This window comes from Streptomyces sp. NPDC059740, from assembly GCF_042733155.1.
Taxonomy (GTDB): domain Bacteria; phylum Actinomycetota; class Actinomycetes; order Streptomycetales; family Streptomycetaceae; genus Streptomyces.
Map to the genome: position 1 here is coordinate 299715 of NZ_JBHWGP010000003.1, position 26080 is coordinate 325794.

Annotated in this window: 20 protein-coding genes; 12 read left to right on the top strand and 8 right to left on the bottom strand. The window is 74.4% G+C overall.

The genetic code is table 11. The features are described 5' to 3' along the window. Positions 1 to 72: 72 nt before the first annotated feature. A complete protein-coding gene (locus tag ACFV3R_RS06015) occupies positions 73 to 1380 on the bottom strand; it encodes an MFS transporter (protein WP_385576178.1) in 1308 nt (435 codons plus the stop codon). 149 nt (positions 1381 to 1529) lie between these two features. On the opposite strand from ACFV3R_RS06015, the gene ACFV3R_RS06020 reads away from it, so the two are divergent. After that, on the top strand, positions 1530 to 2210 hold the full coding sequence (locus ACFV3R_RS06020) for a GntR family transcriptional regulator (RefSeq protein WP_385576181.1): 681 nt from the start codon (positions 1530 to 1532) through the stop codon (positions 2208 to 2210). Positions 2211 to 2463: 253 nt separating this feature from the next. On the opposite strand, the gene ACFV3R_RS06025 is transcribed toward ACFV3R_RS06020, so the two are convergent. Beyond that, positions 2464 to 2730 carry a hypothetical protein gene (locus ACFV3R_RS06025; RefSeq protein ID WP_385576184.1) on the bottom strand — a complete coding sequence of 89 codons (267 nt, stop codon included), beginning with the start codon at positions 2728 to 2730 and terminating at the stop codon, positions 2464 to 2466. Positions 2731 to 3452: 722 nt separating this feature from the next. Between ACFV3R_RS06025 and ACFV3R_RS06030 the strand changes: the two genes are divergently transcribed. Continuing rightward, a complete protein-coding gene (locus ACFV3R_RS06030) occupies positions 3453 to 4004 on the top strand; it encodes a glycoside hydrolase family 25 protein (RefSeq protein WP_385576187.1) in 552 nt (183 codons plus the stop codon). A 153-nt stretch (positions 4005 to 4157) separates the two neighbouring features. Here the strand turns inward: ACFV3R_RS06030 and ACFV3R_RS06035 are convergent, their stop codons facing one another. Then, positions 4158 to 4487 carry a winged helix-turn-helix domain-containing protein gene (locus tag ACFV3R_RS06035; protein ID WP_385576190.1) on the bottom strand — a complete coding sequence of 110 codons (330 nt, stop codon included), beginning with the start codon at positions 4485 to 4487 and terminating at the stop codon, positions 4158 to 4160. Next, positions 4474 to 5019 (bottom strand): hypothetical protein, encoded by a 546-nt coding sequence (locus ACFV3R_RS06040; protein WP_385576193.1) that lies wholly within the window; start codon positions 5017 to 5019, stop codon positions 4474 to 4476. Before ACFV3R_RS06040 ends, ACFV3R_RS06035 begins: the two co-directional genes overlap by 14 nt. Before the next feature lie 471 nt (positions 5020 to 5490). On the opposite strand from ACFV3R_RS06040, the gene ACFV3R_RS06045 reads away from it, so the two are divergent. Next, positions 5491 to 5853 carry a hypothetical protein gene (locus ACFV3R_RS06045; RefSeq protein ID WP_385576196.1) on the top strand — a complete coding sequence of 121 codons (363 nt, stop codon included), beginning with the start codon at positions 5491 to 5493 and terminating at the stop codon, positions 5851 to 5853. A 430-nt stretch (positions 5854 to 6283) separates the two neighbouring features. Here the strand turns inward: ACFV3R_RS06045 and ACFV3R_RS06050 are convergent, their stop codons facing one another. The 4 genes from ACFV3R_RS06050 to ACFV3R_RS06065 form a co-directional block, all read right to left on the bottom strand. Beyond that, positions 6284 to 6709, bottom strand: coding sequence for an ATP-binding protein (locus tag ACFV3R_RS06050; protein ID WP_385576473.1), 426 nt, complete (start codon positions 6707 to 6709; stop codon positions 6284 to 6286). A gap of 407 nt (positions 6710 to 7116) precedes the next feature. Further along, a complete protein-coding gene (locus ACFV3R_RS06055) occupies positions 7117 to 7884 on the bottom strand; it encodes an enoyl-CoA hydratase/isomerase family protein (protein WP_385576199.1) in 768 nt (255 codons plus the stop codon). A 167-nt stretch (positions 7885 to 8051) separates the two neighbouring features. Continuing rightward, a complete protein-coding gene (locus ACFV3R_RS06060) occupies positions 8052 to 9329 on the bottom strand; it encodes an Ig-like domain-containing protein (RefSeq protein WP_385576202.1) in 1278 nt (425 codons plus the stop codon). A 469-nt stretch (positions 9330 to 9798) separates the two neighbouring features. Next, complete coding sequence (locus ACFV3R_RS06065; protein ID WP_385576205.1) at positions 9799 to 10971, bottom strand: Ig-like domain-containing protein; 1173 nt, start codon at positions 10969 to 10971, stop codon at positions 9799 to 9801. Between the two features lie 353 nt (positions 10972 to 11324). Here ACFV3R_RS06065 and glgX point away from each other — a divergent pair, with 353 nt between their 5' ends. The 9 genes from glgX to ACFV3R_RS06110 all read left to right on the top strand — a co-directional run bounded on the left by glgX (position 11325) and on the right by ACFV3R_RS06110 (position 25964). Then, positions 11325 to 13646 carry a glycogen debranching protein GlgX gene (glgX, locus tag ACFV3R_RS06070; RefSeq protein WP_385576208.1) on the top strand — a complete coding sequence of 774 codons (2322 nt, stop codon included), beginning with the start codon at positions 11325 to 11327 and terminating at the stop codon, positions 13644 to 13646. Between the two features lie 124 nt (positions 13647 to 13770). Next, positions 13771 to 14715 (top strand): GNAT family N-acetyltransferase, encoded by a 945-nt coding sequence (locus tag ACFV3R_RS06075; RefSeq protein ID WP_385576211.1) that lies wholly within the window; start codon positions 13771 to 13773, stop codon positions 14713 to 14715. A gap of 168 nt (positions 14716 to 14883) precedes the next feature. Beyond that, complete coding sequence (locus tag ACFV3R_RS06080; protein ID WP_385576214.1) at positions 14884 to 16857, top strand: ABC transporter ATP-binding protein; 1974 nt, start codon at positions 14884 to 14886, stop codon at positions 16855 to 16857. Then, complete coding sequence (locus ACFV3R_RS06085) at positions 16854 to 18833, top strand: ABC transporter ATP-binding protein (RefSeq protein WP_385576217.1); 1980 nt, start codon at positions 16854 to 16856, stop codon at positions 18831 to 18833. Before ACFV3R_RS06080 ends, ACFV3R_RS06085 begins: the two co-directional genes overlap by 4 nt. A 162-nt stretch (positions 18834 to 18995) precedes the next feature. Next, entirely contained in the window at positions 18996 to 19520 is a 525-nt protein-coding gene (locus tag ACFV3R_RS06090; RefSeq protein ID WP_385576220.1) for a fluoride efflux transporter FluC, read from the top strand. Then, positions 19517 to 19891, top strand: a complete 375-nt coding sequence (locus ACFV3R_RS06095; RefSeq protein WP_385576223.1) for a fluoride efflux transporter FluC — start codon at positions 19517 to 19519, stop codon at positions 19889 to 19891. The genes ACFV3R_RS06090 and ACFV3R_RS06095 overlap by 4 nt, the downstream gene beginning before the upstream one ends. Positions 19892 to 20030: 139 nt before the next feature. Continuing rightward, the gene (locus ACFV3R_RS06100) at positions 20031 to 20597 is read left to right on the top strand and encodes a TetR/AcrR family transcriptional regulator (RefSeq protein WP_385576226.1); all 567 of its coding nucleotides are present in this window, start codon (positions 20031 to 20033) and stop codon (positions 20595 to 20597) included. A 410-nt stretch (positions 20598 to 21007) separates the two neighbouring features. After that, a complete protein-coding gene (locus ACFV3R_RS06105) occupies positions 21008 to 22813 on the top strand; it encodes a serine hydrolase (RefSeq protein ID WP_385576476.1) in 1806 nt (601 codons plus the stop codon). Between the two features lie 865 nt (positions 22814 to 23678). After that, positions 23679 to 25964 carry a M4 family metallopeptidase gene (locus tag ACFV3R_RS06110; protein ID WP_385576229.1) on the top strand — a complete coding sequence of 762 codons (2286 nt, stop codon included), beginning with the start codon at positions 23679 to 23681 and terminating at the stop codon, positions 25962 to 25964. The last annotated feature ends 116 nt before the right edge of the window (positions 25965 to 26080 follow it).

The window sequence follows — 26080 nt, forward strand, 5'->3', positions numbered from 1 at the left end:
GGGTACGGCAGGGGGCGGGACGGTGCGGTGCGACGCGGCCGCTCGCCGGCGGTGGCCGCGCGCCGGCGCCGGTCAGCGGAGGATCTCGGTGCCGCGGGTCTCGGGCAGCCCGAGCAGGGCGAGGTAGGCGAGGGCGTACCCGACGGCGGCGAAGGCCAGGGCGCCACCGACGCCCCAGTTGCCTGCGAGGAGCCCGACGAGGGTGGGGAAGACCGCGCCGACGGCCCGTCCCGCGTTGTAGGTCAAGCCCTGCCCGGTGGCCCGGACCTCGGTGGGGTAGAGCTCGGCCAGGAACGAGCCGAACCCGGAGAAGATGGCGGACATGCAGAAGCCGAGCGGGAAGCCGAGCAGCAGGGACACCCCGTTCCAGCTTGCCGGGACCTGCGGGTAGAGCAGGACGCACAGGAAGGAGAGGACCGCGAAGGTCTGGATGGTGCGCCTGCGGCCGAGCCGGTCGGTCAGGTGGGCGCCGGTCACGTAGCCGGTGAACGCGCCGACGATCTGCACGACCAGGAAGCCGCCCACCCCGCCCACCGAGAGGCCGCGCTCGCCGAGGTAGGTGGGCAGCCACGTCGCCAGCGTGTAGTAGCCGCCCTGGACACCGGTGGACAGCAGTCCCGCGAGCACGGTGGTGCGGGTCAGGCCGCCGCGGAAGATCGCGGTGAACGACCCGGTGGGCCGGCCGCGGCCGGGCTGCCGGCCGGTTCCTGGCGCGTCCGTCACGCTGCGCCGCAGGTAGAGCACGAGGAGCGCGGGCAGGGCGCCGGTGAAGAAGAGCACCCGCCAGGCCAGGCGCTCGTCGACGAGGGAGAAGACCAGCGTGTAGAGGGCCACGGCGAGGGCCCAGCCCACCGCCCAGGCCGACTGGACCCAGCCCAGGGTGCGTCCCCGGTGGCGGGCGGAGGCGTACTCGGCCACCAGCACGGCGCCCACCGCCCACTCGCCGCCGAAGCCGAGCCCCTGGAGGGCGCGGAAGGCCAGGAGGGTCTCGAAGTCGGGCGCGAGGCCGCAGGCCACGGTGAAGAGGGCGTACAGGGCCACCGTCCAGACCAGGGCGCGGACCCGGCCGATCCGGTCGGCGAGGACGCCCGCCAGGGCGCCGCCCACGGCGGAGACGAGCAGGGTGACGGTGGCGAGCAGGCCGCTGCGGCCGTGGTCGAGGCCGAAGGTGGCGCCGATCGAGGCCATGCCCAGCGGCAGGACGTAGAAGTCGTAGGCGTCCAGGCCGTAGCCGCCGAACGCCCCGAAGAAGGCGCGCCGCCCGTCCGGGGAGAGGGCGCGGAACCAGGGGAAGGCGGCCCGGGCGCCGCGGCGGCGGGGCGGGTCGGCCGGGTGTGCGTCAGTGGTGACGTCCTCGTCGGAGGAAGAACTCGTACTCATGAGCCTGCACCCTTCAAGTGGCGTGGCAACACAGCGAGTTGAGGTATGTCACCGTAGAGGATCGTAGAACGATCCAACAAGAGGACGTGTCCTTGTTCTTGCGGGACGCCTGGCATACGGTCGCCCCCAGGAACTCAGAAGGGACGTCGATGGCCGGGATCGCTGACCACCTCGCCGGTGAGAAGGACCTGTTGGGGCGCACCAGCGTCGCCGAGCGGGTGGCGGACCTGCTGCGCACGCAGATCGGCGAAGGGCGGTTCACGGCGGGCACGAAGTTGTCCGAGGAGGACATCTGCAAGACTCTCGGCATCTCCCGCAACACCCTGCGGGAGGCGTTCCGCCTGCTGACGCACGAGCGGCTGCTGGTGCACGAGTTGAACCGGGGCGTCTTCGTCCGGCAGCCGACCGCCGCCGACGTGGCCGACATCTACCGGGTGCGGCGCATGGTCGAGTGCGCGGCGCTGCGCGCGCTCGGGGACCCGCCCTACGACCTCAGCGGCCTGGCCGCGGCCGTCACCGACGGGGAGCGGGCCGCCGCGGCGCAGGACTGGAACGCGCTGGGCGCCGCGAACTTCCACTTCCACCGCGAGATGGTCGCGCTGGCCGGCAGCCCCCGCACCGACCAGGCCATGCGCACCGTGCTGGCCGAGCTGCGGCTCGCCTTCCACGCCCTGCCGGACCTGAAGGCCCTGCACCACCCCTACCTCGCCCGCAACCGCGCCCTGATGGAGGCACTCGCCGCGGGAGACACCGCCGCGGCGGAACAGCTCCTGGTCGCCTACCTCGACGACTCCATCGCCCAGCTGACGGCGGCCGGCATATCGGCCTGAGATGCCGGCCGGGGTGGCGGGGGGTCGGTGATCAAGCCCGGTGGACCGGTGGGCGGGGCCGGTGAACGGTGGCCGGGGCCAGGTGGCGGGGCCGGTGGCCGGTGGTGGGGCCGGTGGCCGGAGCGTGGCCTTCCGCCGGCCTGCGGTCAGTGGCCCCGGCGGTGTGCGGTCAGGGACCGTCCCTCCGGCGACCGGTGGTCAGCGACCCCGGCTCTGCCCGCGGTCCAGGACCGCCCCTTTGGCGGCCGGTGGTTCAGAGGCCGACCTCCCAGGCCCGCGGCGGCAGCGCCCGGGCACGCACGTACACCTCGACGGCTCGGGCCACCGGGGCGAAGGGGTGCACCCGGCCCCCGTCGAGGCCGGCCAGGAGCCGCGCGGCGTGGTGCACGCACCCGGCCACCTCGTGCCCGAGGCGGTCCAGCACGGTCACCGTGTCGGCCGGGCCGTCGCAGGGGGTGGGGTCCTCGCGCTGGGCGGCGGCACAGCGGCCGGCGGCCCGCGCGTCCCGCCCGGCGCGCACGGAGGGCGGGAGCGGATGCGGGAGCTCGCCCGCGTCCCGCCCGGCACGCACGGAGGGCGGGACAGGATTCCGGAGCTCGCCCGCGACGATCACGGGGCGCGGGGCGGCTGCCGGGCGGCGACCCGTCCGCCCCTCGGACGCAGGCACCACAGCGGGTCCGGAGGAGTCCCGCGGGGCGGCGCGCCGCGAGCCACGGGCGACGGGACCGGGGGCGGGGGCGGGCTCGGCCGGGGCCAGGTCCGTGTCGGTGCGGTGGGGGGCGGGGGGTTCGTCGCGCTCGCTCACTCGGTTCTCCCTCGGGCCGTGCCGTCGTCCGGGCGACGCCCCCTGCGCCCTGCGGACGCCAACGTCGCCATCACGCAGCTGTGTTGCTCGCCGAACCGGCCAACCATGCGCGCATGGCGCAATGTTGGGAAATCTCTGGTGTGCGGCTGAACGTCACGGAGAGCCGCCGGCGGCCTGCCGCTGCGTCGGCACCGCGTCACCCACTGTGACCCGCTCCAGACCCCGCGGAATCTCTCGCCCCACCAGCCTCAAAGCCGCTTAGTGATCACGGCTTCCGGGGATCACCCACACAGCGCAACCAACTCTGCGTGCTGTTCGGCACCTCACCTTCCGTAGTGCCGGACCGCGCAGGGGGCGCGCCGTGGTGGGTACGGGCTTGGAGTACGGGCGCGTGTCGTCCGTTGCGCGCCCCATCCGACAACGGGAGGAAACCACCCATGATCCACGGCGTGGACGTCAGTGCTTACCAGTCTTCCTACTCCACCAAGGGAGTCGACTTCGTCATCGTCAAGGCGACCGAAGGCCGCTCCTACATCAGCCCCCACCAGTCCTCGCAGGCCGAGCAGGCCCGCAAGGCAGGGTGCGTGGTGGGCTTCTACCACTTCCTGTGGCCCGGTCACATCAAGGAACAGGCGGCCTACTTCGTGGAGAAGTGCGCCTCGGTCCACGGTGACCTGCTGGTGGCCGACTGGGAGCGCACCTCGGACGGCACGGCGGCCAGCAACTCCGAGAAGGACCAGTTCCTCAAGGAGGTCAAGCGCCTGCGCCCGGACCACCACAAGGTACTGCTCTACTGCAACCGGGACTTCTGGCTGAACCACGACACCACCTCCTACGCCGCCGACGGCCTCTGGATCGCCGACTACGTCACCGCCGGCAAGCCCCGGATCAAGGCGAAGTGGACCATCCACCAGTACACGAGCACCCCGCTGGACAAGAACGTCGCCAACTTCGCCAGCCGGGCCGCCATGAAGGAATGGGCCGACTGAAGCCGGCGGGCCACGCCGGCCGGGCCCCCGGGCAGCAGCGGACCCGCCGGACACCGTGAGTGCCGCCACCGGGACGCCTGCGGGCGGCGGGGGAGGCCGCCCCGGGCGGGCAGCCGAACTCGCAAGCCCGCCGGGACCGGGACCACGGCGGGGTCAGGTGCCCTCCCCCTCTCCCCGCCGGGCGGCCAGCCGCCGGGACTCCTCGACGACGCGCTGGAGCGCGGCCACATGCTCCTCCAGGGCGGTCCGCCCGGTCTCGCTCAGGGTGACCCAGGTGCGGGGGCGCTTGCCGACGTACCCCTTGCGCACCTCCACGTACCCCTGCGCCTCCAGGGTGCTGACCTGCTTGGAGAGGGCCGAGGCGGACAGGTCGGCCGATTCCCGCACCCACCCGAACTCGGCCCACTCCACGCCCGCCAGCAGGGAGACGATCGCCAGCCGCGTCCGGTCCAGGAGGACGGGGTCGAAGTCAGTGTGCGCCACCGCTGACACTTCCTCGCATCCCGCCCCGGTCGCCGTCGGTGCGCGTCGCCAGCGAGAGCAGCGCCCGCTGCCAGCGCCGTCCGAAGACGATCAGCGCGGAACCCAGCACCAGGCCCAGCACCGTCCGCCCGTAGGGCACGTGCAGCCCCCAGCCCGGCCGCAGGAACTGCAGCAGCACACCGGCGGCGACCACCACGAGCAGCGCGAGCAGCAGCCACCGGGTGACGCGGCCGGAGAGCTCCTGCCGGCGCACCCGGGTCGGGCGGCCGAGCAGGGCGGAGCCGCGGCGGGTACGGATCATGGCCACGTAACCGACGGCGAGCACCGCGAACGCCGGCGAGACCCAGTCGCTCACCCCTTCGCCGAAGAAGTCGGGAGCCGCGCAGAGCACGAAGATCGCGAGGCCGAACACGAGGTTCACCCACAGCGGGTCGGTGGCCGCGTCCCGCGCCTGACCGCGCCGGAGATCGACGTCCTGCAACGCGCGGGCCGCCTCGCTCGCCGAGAGGCCGTCGTCGGGGGTGGCTGCCATGGCTTCCTCCTGATGTTGCCTGATGCGAACTTGTTTCCTGTAAGGAAAGTACTTTCCTTCGGCTGGCGCGTCAACCCGCCGGAGGATCGCCGCACTGCCCGGAGCGGGGTGCGGAGGTACCCGCATCCGGGAGTGGGACGGAAGTGGGACGCCGTCCCCCGACCTCCCCCCGGCCCGGCGCACGCCAGGGACCACCGCGCCCCGCCGGCCTCCCGGGGGCGGTTGCGCGTCACCGCCGCCGCCTCGCACTCCGGCGGGGGCCCACCGCTGACGATCACGGGTCGAGTGGCGGACGGCGGACGACGGACCGCCGCGGCTCGCGGCCGGCCCCGGGGCGTCATCCGCCGGTAAGGGGAAGGTCGCCGAAGGTGGGGGGATTCGCCGTGCGGAACGGGCATGTATGAAGGCATGGGAAGCCGCGATGCGCGATCGGAAGATCAACTGTCAGTGGGGCCGCCTACGCTCCCAGACATGAGTGACGCAAGCCTGCGCGAACTCCAGACCGCCCTGAGCGCCGCCTCCGACCTCGCCGGCGCGATGGCCGCCGCGCCCAGCCGGCAGGACGCCGACCGTCTCGTGGCGACGCTCCGCCGCGCCCTCGACGTCGCCGGCACGCTGGACCGGACGTCGGCGCCCCCCGGCGGCGGGACGGGCTGCGCCCTGCACCCCAACGGCGCGGTGGACCCGCTCCACGGCGACCCCGACGACCCACTGCCGCCGGGCTACGGCCGGTGCCTGCTCTGCAACGACCGGCGCCGCCGGGCCGACGCACACCCCCGGCCGGGGTGGCGCAAGGAGGTGCCCACCCGGGCGGTCTGGCGGCGCACCGCGTAACCGCACCGCCGCGGGGAGACCACAGGTGCGGGCCGGCGGCGCGCACCCCGTGCCGGGCCGCCCCGCCACTCCCGCCCGCCCCGGGCCGCCCCGGACGCGGACGGGCCCCCAGGGGCCGGCACGCACCGCGCGGACCCTCGGGCGTTTCGACCCGTTCGCACCGGTTGGTGGTTTTGGCGCGCGGAGCGTGAGCTGCCATAGTCGGGACGACGACCCCCATTGACCCGGGCCTGGTCGTTCCCGCCGCCGCGGCACACCCCTTTTCGCCGCGGCCGGCGCCTCCGGGGCCCTCCCACAGCGCGTGGGAGGGCCCCGGCTCGTGCCCGCTCCCTGCGCGCGCCTCCCCCGCAGGCGGTCCCGGCCGCCGGCGGAGCGAGCGGAGGAGTCGCAGCGGGCGGAGGAGTCGCAGCGCCCCGGGTGTCAGGGGCGGTCAGCGTTCCATGACGCGCATCTCGAACCACGTGATCTTGCCGCGGTCGTGGAGGTCGACGCCCCACCGGTCGGAGAGCCGGTTCACCAGGAACAGGCCGCGTCCGCTGACGTCCATCTCCTGGACCGGCAACAGGCACGGCAGGCCGCGAGAGGGGTCCCGCAGCTCGACCCTCGCCCAGCCCCGGCGGCGCAGCATCCGCAGGCCGAAGGCACGGGCGCCGGTGTGCCGCACGGCGTTGCCGACGAGTTCGGAGACCAGCAGCACGCCGTTCTCCACCTGCTCCGTCGGCAGTGCCCAGTGCCGACGCAGGACCGATCCCGCCAACCGCCGTGCCAGCGCCGCCGACTCCGGGCGCGAGGGCAGGCAGACCTCCTCCAGCGAGGGCTCTCCGAGGCGGGCGAGAATCCGCGGCGGCCGGCCCAGGCCGTCCGGTTCGGCGGGCCGCTCGCCCCAGGCGTCCGGTCCGCCCGGGCACTGCTCCCCGAGGCGTGGCGCGGGGGCGGTGGGGAGGAGCCCCGGGGCGTCGACCGCTGCGTCCCGGGCGGCTGCCGGCCCCCGGCGCGGGGCGTGCGGGAGAGGGTCGGCGTCGAACCCGTCGGGCAGGGCGGACGGCGGCTCGGCGCCGGGGCCGCCGCGCGGGAGGCGGTCCGCCGCCCCCCGGGCCGGTCCGCCGCTCAGCAGACCGCCGCCGACGCCGCGCAGTCGTGCATCCGCACGCGGTCGTTCCGCTCCGTCGAGGCCCGCCATGCCCCCATCATGGCCGTTGTGGTGGCGCTGCGTGAACGGAACCCGCGAAACACGTGACACCTGGCCGGGATGCGACGGTCAGCTCAGCGGAACCTGGCCTTCCCCGGCCCGTCCTGCACGAAGCTGCGCATGCCGATCTCGCGGTCCTCGGTGGCGAACAGCGAGGCGAACCAGGCGCGTTCGACGGCGAGCCCGGTCTCCAGGTCGGTCTCCAGGCCGGTGTCGATCGCCTCCTTGGCGGCCCGCAGGGCGATGGCCGGTCCGGCCGCGAGCCGGGCGGCCCAGGCGTGGGCCGTGGCGTGGACCTCCTCGGCGGGCACCACCTGGTCGACCAGGCCGATGGCCAGCGCCTCGTCCGCCTTCACCTGGCGCCCGGTGAAGATGAGGTCCTTGGCCTTGGCGGGGCCGACGAGCCGGGCCAGCCGCTGGGTGCCGCCCGCGCCCGGGATGAGGCCGAGCAGGATCTCCGGCTGTCCCAGGCGGGCGTTGTCGCCGGCGATGCGCACGTCGGCGCAGAGGGCCAGTTCGCAACCGCCGCCGAGCGCGTAACCCGAGACGGCGGCCACGACCGGCTTGGGGATGCGGGCCACGGCGGTGAAGCACTCCTGGAGCGCGCCGGCCCGGCCGACCATGGCCGCGTGGTCCATGTCGCGCATCTCCTTGATGTCCGCCCCGGCGGCGAACACCTTCTCCCCGCCCCACAGGACGACGGCCCGCACGTCCTCCCGCCCGGCGGCCTCCCGAGCGAGGTCGCGGATCCGGTCCTGGGTGGCGACGTCGAGTGCGTTCATCGGCGGCCGGTCGAGCCGGAGGGTGCCCACGCCTTCGGAGACTTCCAAGGTCACAGTCATGGGGGCAGGGTAGCCGCCGTCCCGGGGCCTGGCGGTGGGGACCGTCACGGCCCTCCGCGGCGCCCGCGGGCAACGCCTCCCGCACAGGTCACCGCGTCACGCCCCGGGCGGAACCGGGGGCGTGACGCGGTGCGGCCCGCCGTGCGTACCGGGCGGTGTCCGGTGCCCTACTGCGGGGCCTTCCAGTCCGCCCAGCTCATGTTCCAGGCGTTGAGGCCGTTCTCCGGGGCGACCGTCTCGTCGTGGGAGTGGGACACCTCGACGACGTCGCCGAGCAGGGAGTTGGCGTAGAACCAGCCGGCCTGGCTGCCCGAGGACCCGCCCCGCAGGTCGCGCAGGCCGATGCAGCCGTGGCTGGCGTTGGCGTGCCCGAAGGTGTAGGGCGCCGCCCAGTAGTTGCCGTGGATGAAGGTGCCGGAGTCGCTCAACCGCATGGCGTGCGGGACGTCCTTGATGTCGTAGGACTTCCCCAGGCCGACCGTCTCGCTGTTCATGCGGGTGGTGCGCAGCTTCTCCGAGATGACCATCTTGCCGTTCCAGGTGTCGTGGCCCGGGCTGCCGGCGGTGACGGGGACGGTGCGCAGGGTCTTGCCGTCCCGGACCACCTTCATCTGGTGGGTCGAGGCGTTGACGTAGGAGATCTGGCTGCGGCCCACGGTGAAGGAGACCTTCTTGGCCTGGGTGCCGAAGACGTCGGGCCGGCCCTCCACCCCGTCCAGGGCGAGGGAGAGGGTGACCTTCGTGCCGGGCTTCCAGTAGTGCTCGGGCCGGAAGTCGAGCCGGTCGTTGCCGAACCAGTGGCCCGCGATGGGGACCGAGGGCTTCGCGGTGACCCGGATCGCCTTCTCGACGGCCTTCGGGTCGGTGATGCCGCGGGTGAAACGCAGCGAGACGGGCATGCCCACGCCCACCGTCTGGCCGTTCTCCGGCGTGAAGGTGCCCACGAAGGTGTGGGCGGGCTTGAGCGTGGTGAAGGTGGCGTGCTTGGTGGTGGGGCGGCCCTGGGAGTCCTCGGCGATGGCCGCCACGGCGTAACGGGTGTGCAGGGTGAGGTGCCCGGTGGGCTCCCAGAGGGTGCCGTGGCCGGATATCCGCCCGGCGACCTTCTTGCCCTTGGAGCTGGTGACCTTGACGGTCCGCAGTCTGCCGTGAGCGGCGGTGACCTTGAGGGCGCCGGTCGTGGCGACGCCGCCGGAGCCGTCCTTCGGCGAGACGGTGACCTCGGCCTGGGAGGCCGTCGGGGAGGCGGCGGCGCTCGAACTGCCGCCCTTGCCGTCACCCGGCTGTGTGGCGCCCGCGCCCTCGGCCGAGCAGGCGGTGACCGTCAGCAGCAGCCCGCCGCACAGCAGGGCGGCGAGTCTTCCGGCGCGGCCCCGGCCGGTACCGGAAGGCTCACGCACGCCTCGGCTCCGTTCCCGGCCCCTGGCTCCCCACCGCACGTCCATCAACGGCCCTTTCGCCTCGTCCCCGCCGTGTTCCGGGCACCTGCCCGCACGCATACCCAACTTCGACAACCCCCGCCCCTCACCGGCCGTCCCGGCCGGCGCGACCCCGCCCGCCTCGCGCCCGCGACGACGGCCGGGGCGCGGTCCGCCGCCCGCCGTGGTCGGTGACGACGGGCGGCAGGGCGGTCGGCGGGGCGCACGCTGCCGACAGGTAACCACACGTCCGGGGCGGGCCGCCCCACCGGCCAGGTCACCGTTGCATCCCAAGTGGAGGCGGTGGCCGCGTGCGGGGGTGGCGGAAGTACGGGAAGTGGTCACGGAGCACCGCAGTCCCGGCGAACCGCACCGCGCCACCCACTTCCGCCGCATCGGCGAGGGACGGCCGGAACGGGATGCTGACGGCAGGCGCCGCAGGGAGCGGTCCGCGCTGCGCGCCTCTGCCGGGTCCGCGTTGCGCGCCTCTGCCGGGTCAGCGCAGCGCGGACCCCGCACGCCACTGGGCCCACGGCATGTTCCAGCCGCCCAGGCCGTTGTCGGGCGCGACGACCCGGTCCGGCGAGCGCACCACCTCGACGGTGTCGCCGATGAGGCTGTGCTCGAAGAACCAGGCGGCGGGGGTGTCCGCCCGGCCGCTCTGCTCGTCGCGCAGCCCGACGCAGCCGTGGCTGGCGTTGGTGTGGCCGAAAGTGGCCCGTGGCGCCCAGTAGTTGCCGTGCAGGAAGGTCCCGGACCGGGTCAGCCGCAGGGCGTGCGGCACGTCGGGGATGTCGTACTCGCCGCCGAAGCCGACGGTGTCGCCGTCCATGCGCGTCACCCGGCGGCGTTCCAGGACGACCATCTTGCCGTTGTAGGTGGGGGTCGCCTCGCGTCCCGCGGTGATCGGCAGCTTCGCCAGTACGCGTCCGTCGCGGCGCACGACCATGGTGTGGGTGACGGCGTCAACGGTGCTGACCTGGTCCCTGCCGATGCGGAAGCGGACCGTCTTGTCCTGGGTGCCGTAGAAGCCGGGGGCGCCCTGCACGTCCCGCAGGTGGAGGCGGACGGCCACGTCGGTGCCGGGCCGCCAGCGCTCCCTGGGGCGGAAGTCCAGCCGCCGGTCGCCGAACCAGTGGGCGGCCACCGCGACCGGGGGCCGGGCGGTGACGGTGATGGCGCGTTCCACTTCGGCGCGGCGGGTGATGGGCTGGTTGAAGTCGAAGGAGACGATCATTCCGGTGCCCACGGTGGAGCCCTGCTCGGGCCGGAAGTACCCCACGAAGCGGTGGGCGGGGACGCGGGTGGCGAAGGTGGCGTGCCGGGCGGTGCGCCGGCCCTGCTCGTCGCGGGCGAGGGCGTCCACGACGTAGCGGCTGCCCAGCGGCAGCGGGCGGTCCTCGCGGGGGCGCCAGCTCCGGCCGTCCGCGGCGATGCCGCCGGCCACCGGCGTGCGCGCCGAGTCGGCGACCCGGGTCACGGTGACGCGTACCAGCCTGCCGGAGGAGACCTTGACCTCGATGCGGCGGTCGGTCGGCACGTTGCGGGAGCCGTCGCCGGGCACGACGGTGATGGTCTGGCCCCGGCCGGAGGAGTCGTTGCTCGCGCTCTCCCCGTGCCCGCAGGCCGTCAGTGCCGGGCCGGGCGCGGCGAGGAGAACCGCGAGCACCCATCCCGCCGTGCGGCGGCGTCCACCGCGCGAGCGCCCTCGCCGTTCGGGGCGGGCCGCTGCCCACCGGCCCGGTCGGTCCGCCGCCGGGCTGTCCGTTTCGCTGCTCATACCGCGCACCGCCCCATACTGCCCGAACTGGGCACATGGTAGGGGTTTGCCCCACCTTGAAAGGTCACGAACGGCCCAACGAGCAGCGAGCCCTCCGGGAAACGTGAGGCGGGCGCCGGTTGCGGGAAGAACAGACGAAAGGGCGGTGCCGTGCGCGGCGGGACGCGTGCGCGGTGGCCCACGCACCTGTGGTGCGCGGGGCGCGTGCCGCCCATGAGCCGAGAGCCACGGGAGGCTGCCACGTGTCGAGCGCACCCGAGCAGGGGGCGGCCTGGGGGCTGGACGGCAGTGACAGCCGGGGGGCGGGCGTGGTCCCGGTCGACCACGTCCGGCCCGCGGCGGCCGGGCCCGGGGAGGTCGCGCGGACGGAGCTCCGTACGGCCGGGTCCCCGGGCGGCTCCCGCCAGGCCCGGCCCGGCAGCCCCCAACCGCTCGGCGCCCGCTACCGGGTCGGCCCCGACGGCACCGCCGGCACCAACTTCGCCCTGTGGGCGGGCGGCGCGGAGGCCGTCGAGGTGTGCCTCTTCGACGACGCCGACCCGGGACGTGAGGAGCGCTGGTCGCTGACGGAGCTGACCCACGAGGTGTGGCACGGTTTCGTCCCCGGCGTCGGGCCCGGCCGCCGCTACGGCTTCCGCGTCCACGGCCGCTGGGACCCGTGGACGGGCGCCCGCTGGAACCCGAACAAGCTGCTCCTGGACCCCTGTGCCCGCGCCGTCGACGGCGAGTTCACCCTGCCGCCCCAGGTCTACGGACACGTGCGGGACTGGCCGCAGCAGGGCGTCGCCGACACCGTCCGCGACGAGCGGGACTCGGCGCCGTACGTACCCAAGGGCGTCGTGGTCCACGACGAGTACGACTGGGCCGACGACCACCGGCCCAAGACCCCCTGGCCGGACACCGTCCTGTACGAGCTGCACGTGCGCGGCTTCACCAAGCTCCACCCCGACGTCCCGCCGCACCTGCGGGGCACCTACGCGGGCCTGGCGCACCCCGCGGTGATCGAGCACCTGACCGGCCTGGGCGTCACCGCCGTGGAGCTGCTGCCGGTGCACCAGTTCGCGCACGAGGACCACCTGCTCCGCCGCGGGCTGCGCAACTACTGGGGGTACAACTCGGTGGGCTACTTCGCCCCGCACGCCGGCTACGCCGCCTCGGGCACCCGCGGGCAGCAGGTCGGCGAGTTCAAGGCCATGGTGCACGCGCTGCACGAGGCCGGCCTGGAGGTGATCCTCGACGTCGTCTACAACCACACGGCCGAGGGCGGCGAGCTGGGCCCCACCCTGTCCTTCCGCGGCATCGACAACCGCGCCTACTACCGCCTCCAGGGCGACGCCCGCCGCTACGCCGACTACACCGGGTGCGGCAACACCCTGCACGTCGTCCACCCCGGGGTGCTGCGGCTGATCACCGACTCGCTGCGCTACTGGGTGACGGAGATGGGGGTGGACGGCTTCCGCTTCGACCTGGCCGCCGCGCTGGCCCGCTCCATGCACGACGTCGACATGCTCTCGCCCTTCCTCGCCGTCATCGCGCAGGACCCGGTGCTGCGACGGGTGAAGCTGATCGCCGAGCCGTGGGACGTGGGGGCGGGCGGTTACCAGGTGGGGGCCTTCCCTCCGATGTGGACGGAGTGGAACGACCGCTACCGCGACGCGATGCGCGACTTCTGGCGGGGCGCGCTGCCCGACGTGCGGGAGATGGGCTACCGCCTCTCCGGCTCCAGCGACCTCTACGCCTGGGGTGGTCGCCGGCCGTACGCCTCGGTCAACTTCATCACCGCGCATGACGGTTTCACCCTGCGCGACCTGGTGTCCTACGACCACAAGCACAACGAGGCCAACGGCGAGGGCAACCGGGACGGCACCGACGACAACCGCTCCTGGAACTGCGGCGCGGAGGGCGAGAGCGACGACGTGGAGGTCTCGGCCCTGCGCCGCCGGCAGTTGCGCAACCTCCTCACCACGCTGCTGCTCTCCACCGGGGTGCCGATGCTGGTCGCGGGCGACGAGGGCGGCCGTACCCAGGGCGGCAACAACAACGCCTACTGCCAGGACTCCGAGACCAGCTGGGTCGACTGGTCGCTGCGCGAGGACCCCGGCTGGTCGCAGCTGACCGCGCTGGTCTCCCGGCTGATCGCGCTGCGGCGCGAGCATCCCGTACTGCGCGGCACCGCCTTCTTCTCCGGCCGTCCCCAGGGGCCCGACGGGCTGCGGGACCTGGCGTGGTTCACCCCGTACGGCTCGGAGATGACCGAGGCGGACTGGTACGCGCCGCGGGCCACGCTGGGCATGTACCTCTCCGGCCGCGACCTGCCGCGCCGCGACGAGCGGGGCCGCCCGCTCCACGACGACTCCTTCCTGGTCGTCCTGCACGCCGGGGCGGAGCCGGTCTCCTTCCTGCTCCCGGGGAGCCCGTGGGCGCGAGGCTACGAGGTGGTCGTCGACACCGGGCGCGAGGAGCAGACCACCGCCCCGCACGAGGTCGTGGCCGCCGAGACGGTGCTCACCGTGCCGGGCCGCACGGTGCTGCTGCTGCGGGTGGTGGAGGGGGCGGACCGGTGAGCGGTCCCCGGGCGGGCGGTGTGACGGTGCGGCGGACTCGGGGCCGGGGGCAGGTCCTCTGCACCCGGGTCGGGCAGGCCGCGCGGGCCGTGAACCGGTTGACCGGCTCCCTATCGTCTCTGCCATGACGACGAACGCCGCTCCCGGAACCGCCCGGCCCGCCCCCGAGGGGGAGTTCACGCACGACCCGGGCTCCGCCCCTCTCCTGGCCGCCTACGACGCCCAGGTGCGCGGCTTCCCTCAGCGGCCGCCTGCGGGGGTGCGCTACGAGGTGGACGGGCCGGTGACCCGGACCGTCGGCCAGTTCCGCGGCCTGGTGACCGGACCTCCCGACCTCGGCGTGACGGGGGCGGCGCTCGACGCACTGATCGCACGGCAACGCGACTTCTTCGCCGCGCGGGGCGAGGCGGTGGAGTGGAAGACGCGCGGACACGACCGGCCCGCCGACCTCGTCGACCGCCTGCGGGCCGCCGGGTTCACGCCCGAGGAGCGCGAGACGGTCCTCGTCGCGCCCACGGCGGCGGTCGCTGCCGCTGCGGCGCCGCCGCGCGGTGTCCTCCTGCGCCGCGTCGAGGCGGAGGCGGACCTGCGACGCATCGCGGCGATGGAGTCCGCGGTGTGGGGCGTCGACATGGGGTGGCTGGCCGAGGACCTGGCCGGGCGACTCGCGTCGGCGCCGGAGAACATCGCCGTGCTGGTGGCGGAGGCCGAGGACGGCCCGGGTGGGGAAGGCCCGGGCAGCGGAGGCGCGTCGGGTGACGGCCCGTCCGGGGAGGGCGGCGGGGGCGCGCGGGGCCGGCTGGTCTCCGCGGCCTGGCTGGTCTTCCGGGAGGGCACGGAGTTCGCCTCCCTGTGGGGCGGCTCCACGCTGCCGGCCTGGCGGGGACGGGGGGTCTACCGGGCGCTGGTCGCGGCGCGGGCCGGCCTCGCCGCCGCCCGGGGCGTGCGGTACCTCCAGGTCGACGCGTCCGACGACAGCGCCCCGATCCTGCGGAGGCTGGGGTTCCACGCGGTCACGACGACCACTCCGTACGTCTGGTCGCCACCCGGGGCGGTGACGGCCGGGTGAGCGGCCGGCCGGGGCCCCCACCGGCCGATGGCGCGGCAGTCTCCCCCGGACGGGTGAACCCGAAGGAGTGAGCGGGTCGCGGTACTGCGGCGGAGGTCGGATCGGCCGACGGGACCAGGACGAAAAACCCATAGGCACTGTCAGTGGCTGGGCCTACGCTCCGAGTTGATGTCCACTACAGCCACCGACCCCTCGCCCGGGGCGTCGCCGCAGGCCGCGCCCGTCCACAGATCCGCCGTCCGCTCCCTGCTCCGCCTCTGGCCCTTCCTGCGGCCGGTGCGCGTCCGGTTCTTCTCGGCTGCCCTCGCCGCCGTGGCCGGCTCCTGCCTGGGCCTGGTGATACCGCTGGTGCTGAAGTGGATCGTGGACGGGCCGGTGGCCTCCCACGACCCCGGCCAGGTGTGGCTGGGCGGCCTCCTCCTGCTGGTGCTGGGGGTCTGCGAGGCCGGGCTGTTCGGGCTCCGCCGCTGGCTGATCGCCCGGCCGCTGGCGAGCGTCGAGGCCTCGATGCGCGGGGCGCTGTACCGACACGTCCAGCGGCTTCCGGTCGCCTTCCACGACCGCTGGCCCTCCGGCCAGCTCCTCTCCCGTGGCACCACCGACCTCCAACTGCTGCGGCAGTTCCTGGCTTTCGGGCTGACCTTCCTCGTCGTCAACAGCGCCACCGTGGTGGTCGGCTACCTCGTGCTGCTCAGCCAGCGCTGGACCCTGGGGTTGCTGGTACTCGCCCCCGCGGTGCCGCTGGTGATCCTGTGCTCCCTGTTCGAGGTGCGGTACTCCCGTGCGGCGCGGCGGGCACAGGACCAGGTCGGGGACCTGACGACGATCGTCGAGGAGTCGGTGCTCGGCATCCGCGTCGTCAAGGGGTTCGGCCGACACCGCTCCCAGGCCCGCGCCTTCCGCGACCTCGCACTGCGGCTCCGCGGCACCGAGCTGCTCAAGGCCCGGCTGCTGGGGTCGATCTGGGCGGTGATCATGACGCTGCCGGAGCTGGCGCTGGGCGGTGCGCTGGTCCTCGGCACGCTCCAGGTGGCGCACGGCGACCTCTCCGCGGGCACCCTGCTGGGTTTCCTGTCGACGGCCTTGACGCTGCGCTGGCCGGTGGAGTCGCTGGGTTTCCTGCTCGCCCTGTGCAACGAGTCGGCGACGGCCGCCGACCGCTACTTCGAGGTGATGGACGAACCCGAGGCGGAAGCCGCCGGCACCGCCCGGGACACGCCGGCCACCGCCGGCCGCGGGGCGCGGGGCCGGGCCGGCGCTCCCCCACGGCCCGCGCCGGCGCCCCCGCCCCCCGCGGCCGGGGAACCGGGTGGCGGCCTGGTCTTCGAAGACGTCCACTTCCGCTACCCCGACGCCCCGCCCGGCGCCCCCGCCACGCTGTGCGGCGTCGACCTGCACGTCCGCCCGGGCGAGACGATGGCCCTGGTGGGGGCCACCGGCAGCGGCAAGACCACGCTCACCGCGCTGGTCCCCCGGCTGTACGACGTGTCGGCCGGACGCATCCTGCTCGACGGGACCGACGTACGCGACCTCACCCGTGACGAGGTCCGCTCCCGGGTGGCCATGGCCTTCGAGGACCCGACGCTGTTCTCCGCCTCGGTCGCCGAGAACGTCCTCATGGGCCGCGCCGCACCGGGCGGGGAGGCCGCCGCGCCGGCGGACGAGGCCGACGCCCTCGCCCGCGCCCTGCGCGTCGTCCAGGCCCACGCGTTCGTCACCACCCTCGCCGACGGGACGGCCACCCAGGTCGGCGAGCAGGGGCTGAGCCTCTCCGGTGGCCAGCGCCAGCGACTGGCCCTGGCCCGGGCCGTGGTGGGGCGGCCCCGCTTCCTGATCCTCGACGACCCGCTCTCCGCCCTCGACGTCCACACCGAGGCCCAGGTCGAGGCGGCGCTGCGGGAGGTGCTGGCGGCGACCACCGCCCTCGTGGTCGCCCACCGGCCCTCCACGGTCCAGCTCGCGGACCGGGTGGCGCTGCTGTCCGGGGGCCGGGTGGTGGCGGTCGGCACGCACCGGCGACTGCTGCGGGACAACGCCGAGTACGCCCGGCTGATGTCGGGCCTGGAGGAGCCACAGGAGCACCGTCCGCCGGCGACCGAGACCGTCGCCGGCGGGCCCGCAGAGGGGAGCACCCCGCGATGACGACGACAGTGACGGGTCCACCGGAGGAACGCCCGGACGCGGACGGGAGCGGCAGACCCGGGGGCCGGGCGGCCGGGGCGGACACCTCCGTCGCGACCGGCCCGCCGCCCCCGCCCCCGGCCGCCCCCGCAGCGCCCGCCCCGGCCGGAGCCGACACCACCACCCGGCCCGCCGAGACCGCCGCCGACCTGTTCACCCAGGACCGGCTGCCCGCTCCCCCGGGCGCCTCCCGCCGGCTCCTGGGGTCACTGCTGCGCCCGCACCGCCTCCCGGTGACGGCCGCCGCGGTGTTGCTGCTGGTCCAGCAGGTGGCGGTACTGGCGGGGCCGCTGCTGGTGGCGCTGGCGCTGGACCGGGCCGTGCCGGCGCTGCGCTCGGGCGACGCCGGGCCGCTGGTGGCCGTCGGCGGCGCCTACCTGGGGTGCGCCCTGGCCTCCGGGCTCCTGCAGTTGGCCTTCATCCGCCTGTCCGCCCGGATCAGCCAGGACGTCCTGCTGGAGCTGCGGGAGCGCATCTTCGGGCACGCCCAGGCCCTCAGCCTCGACTTCCACGAGCGCTACACCTCCGGCCGGCTGATCTCCCGGTCGACCACCGACGTGGAGTCGCTGCGCGAACTGCTGGACGAGGGGCTCTCCGAACTGCTGGCACTCGTCGTCTCCACCGTCTACATCCTGGTGACGATGCTCTTCCTGGACTGGCAGATCGGGCTGGCGGCACTGGTGTCCGCCCTGCCGCTGTACCTGCGGGTGCGGTCCTTCCGGACCAGGTCGGTCCGCGCCTATGCGAGGAAGTCCACCGCCACGGCCGCCGTCATCGTCAAGCTGGCCGAGACCCTCGGCGGCATCCGTCCCGTGCAGGCGTTCCGCCGGGAGGCCGCCAACGACGCGGACTTCGCGGTGCTCAACGCCCGGCACGAACGCGCCAACGGGGACGCGATCCTGGAGATGGCCCGCTACGTGGTCACCTCCCGGGCGATCGCCGGGGTGTCCGTCGCCGCGCTGGTGCTCTGGGGCGCCTACCGGGTGGCGGCCGGTGACCTCCCGCTCGGGGTCCTGGCCGCCGCCGCCCTCTACGTACGGCGGCTGTACGACCCCATCGACCGGCTGGGGATGTTCCTCAACTCCTACCAGTCCGCGGCGGCCTCGCTGGAGAAGATCGCGGGACTGCTCGCCCAGCAGCCGGCGGTCCCCGAACCGGCGCACCCGGCGGCCCTGCCCCCGAGGCCGAGCGAGCGCCCCGGCCGGGAGGCGGTCTTCGAGGGCGTGCGTTTCGCCTACCGCTCGGGCACGGAGGTGCTGCCCCGGTTCGACCTCACCCTGCGGGCCGGGCAGACCGTCGCCGTCGTGGGGTCCACCGGGGCGGGCAAGTCCACCCTCGCCAAGCTGCTGGCCAGGTTCTACGACCCGACCGAGGGCCGGGTGCTGCTGGACGGCGTCGACCTGCGGGACCTCACCACGGCGGAGCTGCGGCGCGGCGTGGTGATGGTGACGCAGGAGGCCTTCCTCTTCTCCGGGACGGTGGCGGAGAACATCGCCCTCGGCCGCCCCGACGCCACCCGGGAGGAGATCGAGCAGGCGGCGAAGGCCATCGGCGCCCACGACTTCGTCACCGCCCTGCCCGAGGGCTACGACACCGACGTCCGCAAGCGCGGCGGACGCATCTCGGCCGGCCAGCGCCAACTGGTCTCCTTCGCCCGCGCCCTGCTGGCCGACCCCGGGGTGCTCATCCTGGACGAGGCGACGAGTTCCCTGGACATCCCGGGCGAGCGGGCGGTGCAGCAGGCCATGGAGACCGTCCTGGCGGGACGCACCGCCGTGGTGATCGCGCACCGGCTCTCGACGGTGGAGATCGCCGACCGGGTGCTGGTGATGGCCGGCGGACGCGTCGTCGAGGACGGCAGCCCGGCGCAGCTGCGCACCTCGGGAGGTGAGTTCGCCGGGCTGTACCGGGCCTGGCGGGAGAGCGTCACGGGCTGAGCGACCGGTGGCCTATCCTGGCTGTGCGGTCGCCCCTGCGGGTGTGGCCGCACGGCGGTGGGGCCCGCCGTCCCCCACCGCGGCGAAGCGCCGCCAACGGTCCCTACCTGGCCCTTGCGCGCCCTGCCCGTCGCGCACCCCTGATCAGGTAGGAGAACTCTCGTGACCGACGAACGCGACCTGCCCCGGCCGACCGGCTGGGCGGCGGAGCCCGCGGACCCGGACACCGCCCCCGCCCCACTGCCGCCCAGGCCCGGCCGCACGCCGGCCCGGGAGCGGGCCGAGCTCCTCGGCGTGATCGCCGTCGGTGGCGCGATCGGCGCCTGCGCCCGCTACGGCGCGACCCTGCTCTGGCCCACCCCGCCCGACGCGTTCCCCTGGACGACGTTCTGGATCAACGTCACCGGCTGCGCCGCCATGGGCGTCCTGATGGTGCTGGTCACCGAACGCTTCACCGCTCACCCGCTGGTGCGGCCGTTCATCGGCACCGGGGTCCTCGGCGGCTACACCACCTTCTCCACCTCCACCCTCGACACCCAGCGCCTCCTGGACGGCGGGCATCCGGGCACCGGGCTGCTGTACGTGGCGGCCACCCTGCTCGCAGCGGTGGCCGCGGTCTGGGCCACCGCCGCCCTCACCCGCCGGATCGCCCTGCCCCGGACCCCGGCCGAGCGGGGGCAGGCGTGAACTGGCTGATGGTCGTCGTCGGCGCACTGCTCGGCGCTCCGCTGCGCTATCTCACCGACCGGGCCGTCCAGGCCCGCCACGACACCGTCTTCCCGTGGGGCACGTTCAGCGCCAACCTCGCGGCCTGCGCCGGCTTCGGCTTCCTCACCGGTGCCGCGACCGCCGCCACCGTCCCGCAGGCTCTGCAGCACCTCGTCGGGCCCGGCCTGTGCGCCACCCTGAGCACCTACTCCACGTTCTCCTTCGAGACCCTGCGCCTGGCCGCGACCAGGGCCCGCTTCTTCGCCGCCGCCAACGCGGTCGTCAGCGTCGTCGCCGGACTGGGCACGGCCTACCTCGCCACGGCCCTCGCCCGGGCGCTGCTGCTCTGACCGCGCGACGGCCCGGCCTCGCCGGAGGCACCGCCCTCGGCGCAGGGCGGACCACCGCCGCGGCTCCGCGTCGTGGGGCGTGGGCCCCGGGGCGGACGGACCCTCGATGTCAGTCGGTGTCCTTCCGTAGGATGCGGGCATGGGTCGATGGGAGCCGAACGCGCGCGGGCGTCTCGAACAGGCGGCGCTGGAGCTCTACAGCGAGCACGGCTTCGAGCAGACGACGGTGGCGGAGATCGCCAAGCGGGCCGGGCTGACCGAGCGCACCTTCTTCCGGCACTTCGCCGACAAGCGGGAGGTCCTGTTCGCGGGCGGGAGCCGGTTGCGGGAGCTGCTGACGACCGCCCTCGCCGGGGCCCCCGGGTCCGCGACGCCGTTCGAGGCGGTGGCGGCGGCGCTGGCGGCCGTCTCCGCCCCGCTCCGCGAGCGCCGGGACCAGGCCCGGCGGCGGCAGCACGTCATCCTCGCCAACGCGGAGCTGCGTGAGCGCGAGCTGATCAAGCTCGCGACGCTGTCCGCGGCGCTCACCGACGGTCTGCGGGCGCGCGGCGTGGGCGAGCCCGCCGCGAGCCTGGCCGCCGAGACGGGCATCGCCGTCTTCAAGGTGGCCTTCGAACGCTGGCTGGAGGGGCCGGACGACGGCGACCTGGCGGAGTACGTCCGGGGATCGCTGGAGCAGTTGAGGTCCCTGGCCGCGGGCATCTGACCGTCCCGCCCCGGCGCCTCCCCCACCCGCAGCGTCAGGCCGGCGCACGGCGACACGCCGCAGGCCGGCGCACGGCGACACGCCGCAGGCCGGCGCACGGTGCCGCACCGACGGTCCGGGCACGGCGGCACGGCACACCACAGGTCGGCTGGTGGCGACACGCCGTCGGTCGTCCGGGTTCCCCTCGTGCCGCACGGGCCGTGGTACCGCAACCACGTTTGACCCGGATGTGGTTGACACCGCCACCTGGCTGGAAGAATCTTTCACCCGTCGCTCAGGTGGGCGAAGGATATTTTCACAACAGACTTCGGGAGGTCCGGGTGGACGGCACGGCAGCAGCCGCGGCAGCGCAGACGACCGGCGAGGACACAGACCCCGTCGCACGCCCCCAGCAACCGCCCGCCGGCGGCATGACCCGCCGGCGACTGGGCGCCTCCGCCCTCACGCTCGCCGCGGCCGGTGCCCTGTTCGCCGCCGTGGGCGGTTCGGCGACCGCCGCACCGGCCGGCGGCGGTGACGCGCCGGACAGCGCCCTGTTCCCCCGCGGCGCCCGGAACACCACCCTGCGGCGCGGTTCGGCGCGGCAGGCCGGGCTGCTCCAGGGCCCGCTGGACCAGCTCGTCACCGACGCGCGGAAGTATCTCGGCCCCTCCCCCAAGCACCCGTACTACCCGGGTGCGGTGATGCTGGCGGGGCGGGGCGGCACGATCGCGCTGGAGGAGGCCATCGGCTCGGCGGTGCGCTACTCGCACTACGACGAGGCGAAGGACGTCGGCGTGGAGTTCCCCGCGGACCAGCAGATCGCGATGGCGCCGGACACCGTCTTCGACCTGGCCTCGCTCTCCAAGCTCTTCACCTCGCTGGTGGCGGTCGGTCAGATCGAGCGGGGAGCGCTGGGACTGGAGCGGCCGGCTGCCGCCTACCTGCCTCAGTTCGCGGCCCACGGCAAGGAGGCCATCACCGTGCGCCAGCTCCTGACGCACACCTCCGGCCTGCGGCCCGACCTCAACTTCTTCGAGCGCTCCACCCGTGAGGAGCAGCTGGCGCTCCTGTGGGACGACACGCCGCAGAACCCGCCCGGCAAGGTCTACCTCTACTCGGACCTCAACATGATCACGCTCCAGCTCGTCCTGGAGCGGGTCACCGGCAAGGGGCTGGACACACTGGTGCGCGAGCAGGTCACCGCACCCCTCGGCATGACCGCCACCCGCTACAACCCGCCGGCCGACTGGAAGCCCCGGATCGCCGCCACCGAGGACCAGCGCAAACCCTGGGGCCAGGTCGACCGGGGCCTGGTGTGGGGCGAGGTGCACGACGAGAACTCCTGGGCGCTCGGCGGTGTCGCAGGCCACGCCGGGGTGTTCTCCAGCGCCCGCGACCTCGCCGTGCTGTGCCGGACGCTGCTCAACGGCGGCTCCTACGGCAGGGCCCGCATCCTGCGGCCGGAGTCGGTGGAGCTGATGTTCACCGACTTCAACACCGCCTTCCCCGGGGACGCGCACGGCCTCGGCTTCGAGCTCTACCAGCACTGGTACATGGGCGCCATGGCCACGCCGCACACCGCGGGCCACACCGGCTTCACCGGCACCTCGGTCGTGCTGGACCCCACGACGGACTCCTTCCTCGTCCTCCTCTCCAACGCCGTCCACCCCTGCCGCAACTGGCGTTCGGGCAGCGCGCCCCGGGTCGCCACCGGTACGGACATGGCCCGGGCGGTCCCGGTGCGCCCGGAGGGGGGCTCCGCGGCGTGGTTCGCCGGGATGGCGAGCGCGGCGACCGCCACCCTGACCCTCCCGGAGGTCACACCCGCCTCCGGCGCCCCGCGCCTGCGCTGCGGCCTGTGGTGGGACACCGAGCCCGACTCCGACGCCGTCTTCCTGGAGGCCTCCACGGACGCCGGCGCCTCCTGGCACGCCGTCCCCTTCACCACGACGCCGACGGGCTCCCGCCGGGCGGCCCCCGAGAACCACCCGGGCGGCTCGGTGACGGGCTTCAACGGCAGGCAGTGGCAGGAGGTCTCGGCCGACCTCACGGCGTGGGCGGCGGGGCCGGTGCGACTGCGCTGGCGGTACACCACCGACCCGCTGTACGTGGGCCGCGGGGTCTACGTGGACCGGCTGCGGGTCGAGGACGGGCGCCACACGCTCTTCGACGACCGGCGGCCCGGCGACGCCGGCCGCGTCGCCCTGCAGGGGTGGACGCCGGCGCGGGACTGAGCCGGGTCGGCGGGCTGCTCGGCCCCCGCCCCCGGGACGGCGCGGACGGGGATCCCTGCCGGCGGTCCGTGCCGCCGGCCCGCTCCGACGACACCCCGCCGCCCGGCGGTGGCGCCCTGCCTCCCGGGGCGCCACCGCCGTGCTGCGGCGTCACCCCGCCACCCCGGTCCGCGTACGCGCGAGCTGGGGCGGCGCCGGGGTTGCGGACATCCGCCCGTGCCGGACGCGGCTCCGCGGCTCTCCTCCTACCCGCGCGGTGACGACCCGGCGGCGCCGCCACCTGCGGCGGCCCACCGGCGGCCGGGCCGAGACCGCTGCCGGCCACGTCGCCGCCGCCCACCGCCGGCCGGGCCGAACCGCCACCGGACGCGGACGGCAACCGGACGGGACGACGTACGAGTGCCCTGTGTGTCCGGCGTGTTTCGAGCGGCCGGATCCGGCCGCCCGCCCCGCACGCGGTGCGGTGGTGCGCCCGATGTGCCCGGGCCCCGCCCCGGCCGGGGCGCACCTGCTGCCCGCCGGCCCGCCGGGGCGCTGATCGTCCCTGCCCGGCACGGCCGTCGCGGCCGGGCGCGGAACCTGGGGCCCGGTCGCCGCGTCTCTCGCCGGACGGGTCCGCTATGCGGTGTCGAACCTTCGCCTTGCGGACGGATTCTGGCCAACTTGCCGAGGCACTCCTGACATGTCCACCGCTTGGGTGGCACGCTTCCGGACAGCCGGCGCACCCCCCACCTCGTGCGGTGGCCGCCCCCCCCACACGCTCCACATGCTCTCCCTCGCTCTGCCCCGGACAGCCACACGGCCGTCCGGTTCCCCCGCCCGAGGGGCGCGACCCGCCGCCCCGGGCACCGCAGAAGGAGTCAGTGTGAGACGTACCCCCCATGGACGCCGGCGTTCCCTCGCCTCCGGTGCCCTCGTCGCCGTGTCGGCCCTGCTGGCCGTCGGCGCACAGACCACGCTCAGCACGGCGGCGACCCCCCAGGCGACGGGGAAGGTCGTGGCGAAGGCGGCGGCCGGAGCACTGCCGGCCAAGCTCTCCCCGTCCCAGCGCGCGGAGTTGATGCGTTCGGCCGGAGCCACCACGGCTGCGACGGCCGAGCGGCTGGGCCTGGGCGCCAAGGAGAAGCTGGTCGTCAAGGACGTCGAGAAGGACGCCGACGGCACCGTCCACACCCGCTACGAGCGGACCTTCGCGGGCCTGCCCGTCCTCGGCGGCGACCTCGTCGTCCACCAGCGCAAGGGCGGCACGGTCGAGAACGTCACCAGGGCCACCTCGAAGCGGATCACGGTCGCCTCCACCAAGGCGAGGATCGCCCCCAAGACGGTGGAGAGCTCCGCGGTCAAGTCCGCGCGGGCGCTGGGTTCGACGAAGACCGAGGCGTCCCAGGCCCCCCGCAAGGTGATCTGGGCGGCCAAGGGCACCCCTGTCCTCGCCTACGAGACGGTCGTCGGCGGCCTCCAGGACGACGGCACCCCCAACCAGCTGCACGTGATCACCGACGCCACGACCGGGGCGGAGCTCTTCCGCTACCAGGGCATCGAGACCGGCGTGGGCCACAGCGAGTTCAGCGGCGACGTGACGCTGGGCACCTCGGGCTCGGCGGGCTCGTACTCGCTGACCGACACCGCGCGCGGCAGCCACAAGACGTACAACCTGAACCACGGCACGTCCGGCACCGGCACCCTCTTCACCGACGCGGACGACGTCTGGGGCGACGGCACGCCGACCAACACCCAGACGGCGGCGGTCGACGCACACTACGGGGCCGCGGAGACCTGGGACTACTACAAGGAGGTCCACGGCCGCAACGGCATCGCCGGTGACGGCAAGGGGGCCTACTCCCGCGTCCACTACGGCAACAACTACGTCAACGCCTTCTGGGACGACAGCTGCTTCTGCATGACCTACGGCGACGGCAGCGGCAACAGCGCCCCGCTGACCGCGATCGACGTGGCGGGCCACGAGATGTCGCACGGCGTCACCTCGAACACGGCGGGCCTGAACTACAGCGGCGAGTCCGGCGGCCTGAACGAGGGCACCTCCGACATCTTCGGCACCGCGGTGGAGTTCTACTCGAACACCGCGGCGGACCCGGGTGACTACCTCATCGGCGAGAAGATCGACATCAACGGCGACGGCACCCCGCTGCGCTACATGGACAAGCCCAGCAAGGACGGCGCCTCCGCCGACTACTGGTCCTCCTCGGTCGGCAACAAGGACGTCCACTACTCCTCGGGCGTGGCCAACCACTTCTTCTACCTGCTCTCCGAGGGCAGCGGGGCCAAGGACATCAACGGTGTCCACTACGACAGCCCCACCTACGACGGCCAGTCGGTGCCGGGCATCGGCCGCGCCAACGCCGAGCAGGTCTGGTTCAAGGCGCTCAGCCAGTACATGACGTCCACCACCAACTACGCGGCGGCGCGCACCGCCACGCTGTCGGCGGCGGCGGACCTGTTCGGCCAGGGCAGCGCCACGTACAACACCGTCGCCAACACCTGGGCCGCGGTCAACGTGGGCTCCCGGGTCTCCACCGGCGTCACCGTCACCAACCCCGGTGACCAGTCCAGCACCGTGAACACCGCGGCGAGCCTCCAGATCCGGGCCAGCAGCACCAACGGCGGTTCCCTGAGCTACGCCGCCACGGGACTGCCCACCGGGCTGTCGATCAACGCCTCCTCCGGGCTGATCTCCGGAACGCCGACGGCCACGGGGACGAAGAGCGTGACCGTCACCGTCACCGACTCGACGGGCAAGACCGGCTCCACCACCTTCAACTGGACGGTCAACACGGCCGGCGGCGGGGGCAGCGTCTTCGAGAACACCACGGACGTGAACATCCCCGACGCGGGCTCGGCCGTCACCTCCTCCATCACCGTCAACCGCAGCGGCGCGGGCTCGGCGTCCCTGAAGGTGGGCGTCAACATCGTCCACCCCTACCGCGGCGACCTGGTGATCGACATCATCGCCCCCAGCGGTGACACGGCTCGCCTGAAGAACGCCAACATCAACGACTCGGCGGCCAACGTGAACACCACGTACACCGTGGACGCCTCGGACGAGACCGCGGCGGGCGTCTGGAAGCTGCGGGTCCGGGACCTCTACACCGGCGACTCCGGCTACATCAACAGCTGGAAGCTGACGTTCTGACACGCCTGCCGGTGACCGTGACCGCGGGCGGCTCCCCCCACGGCCCCCCGGCACGGTGAACGGCGGCACCGGGCGCCGGCTCCCCCCTGGAGCCGGCGCCCGGTCATGTGTGACGA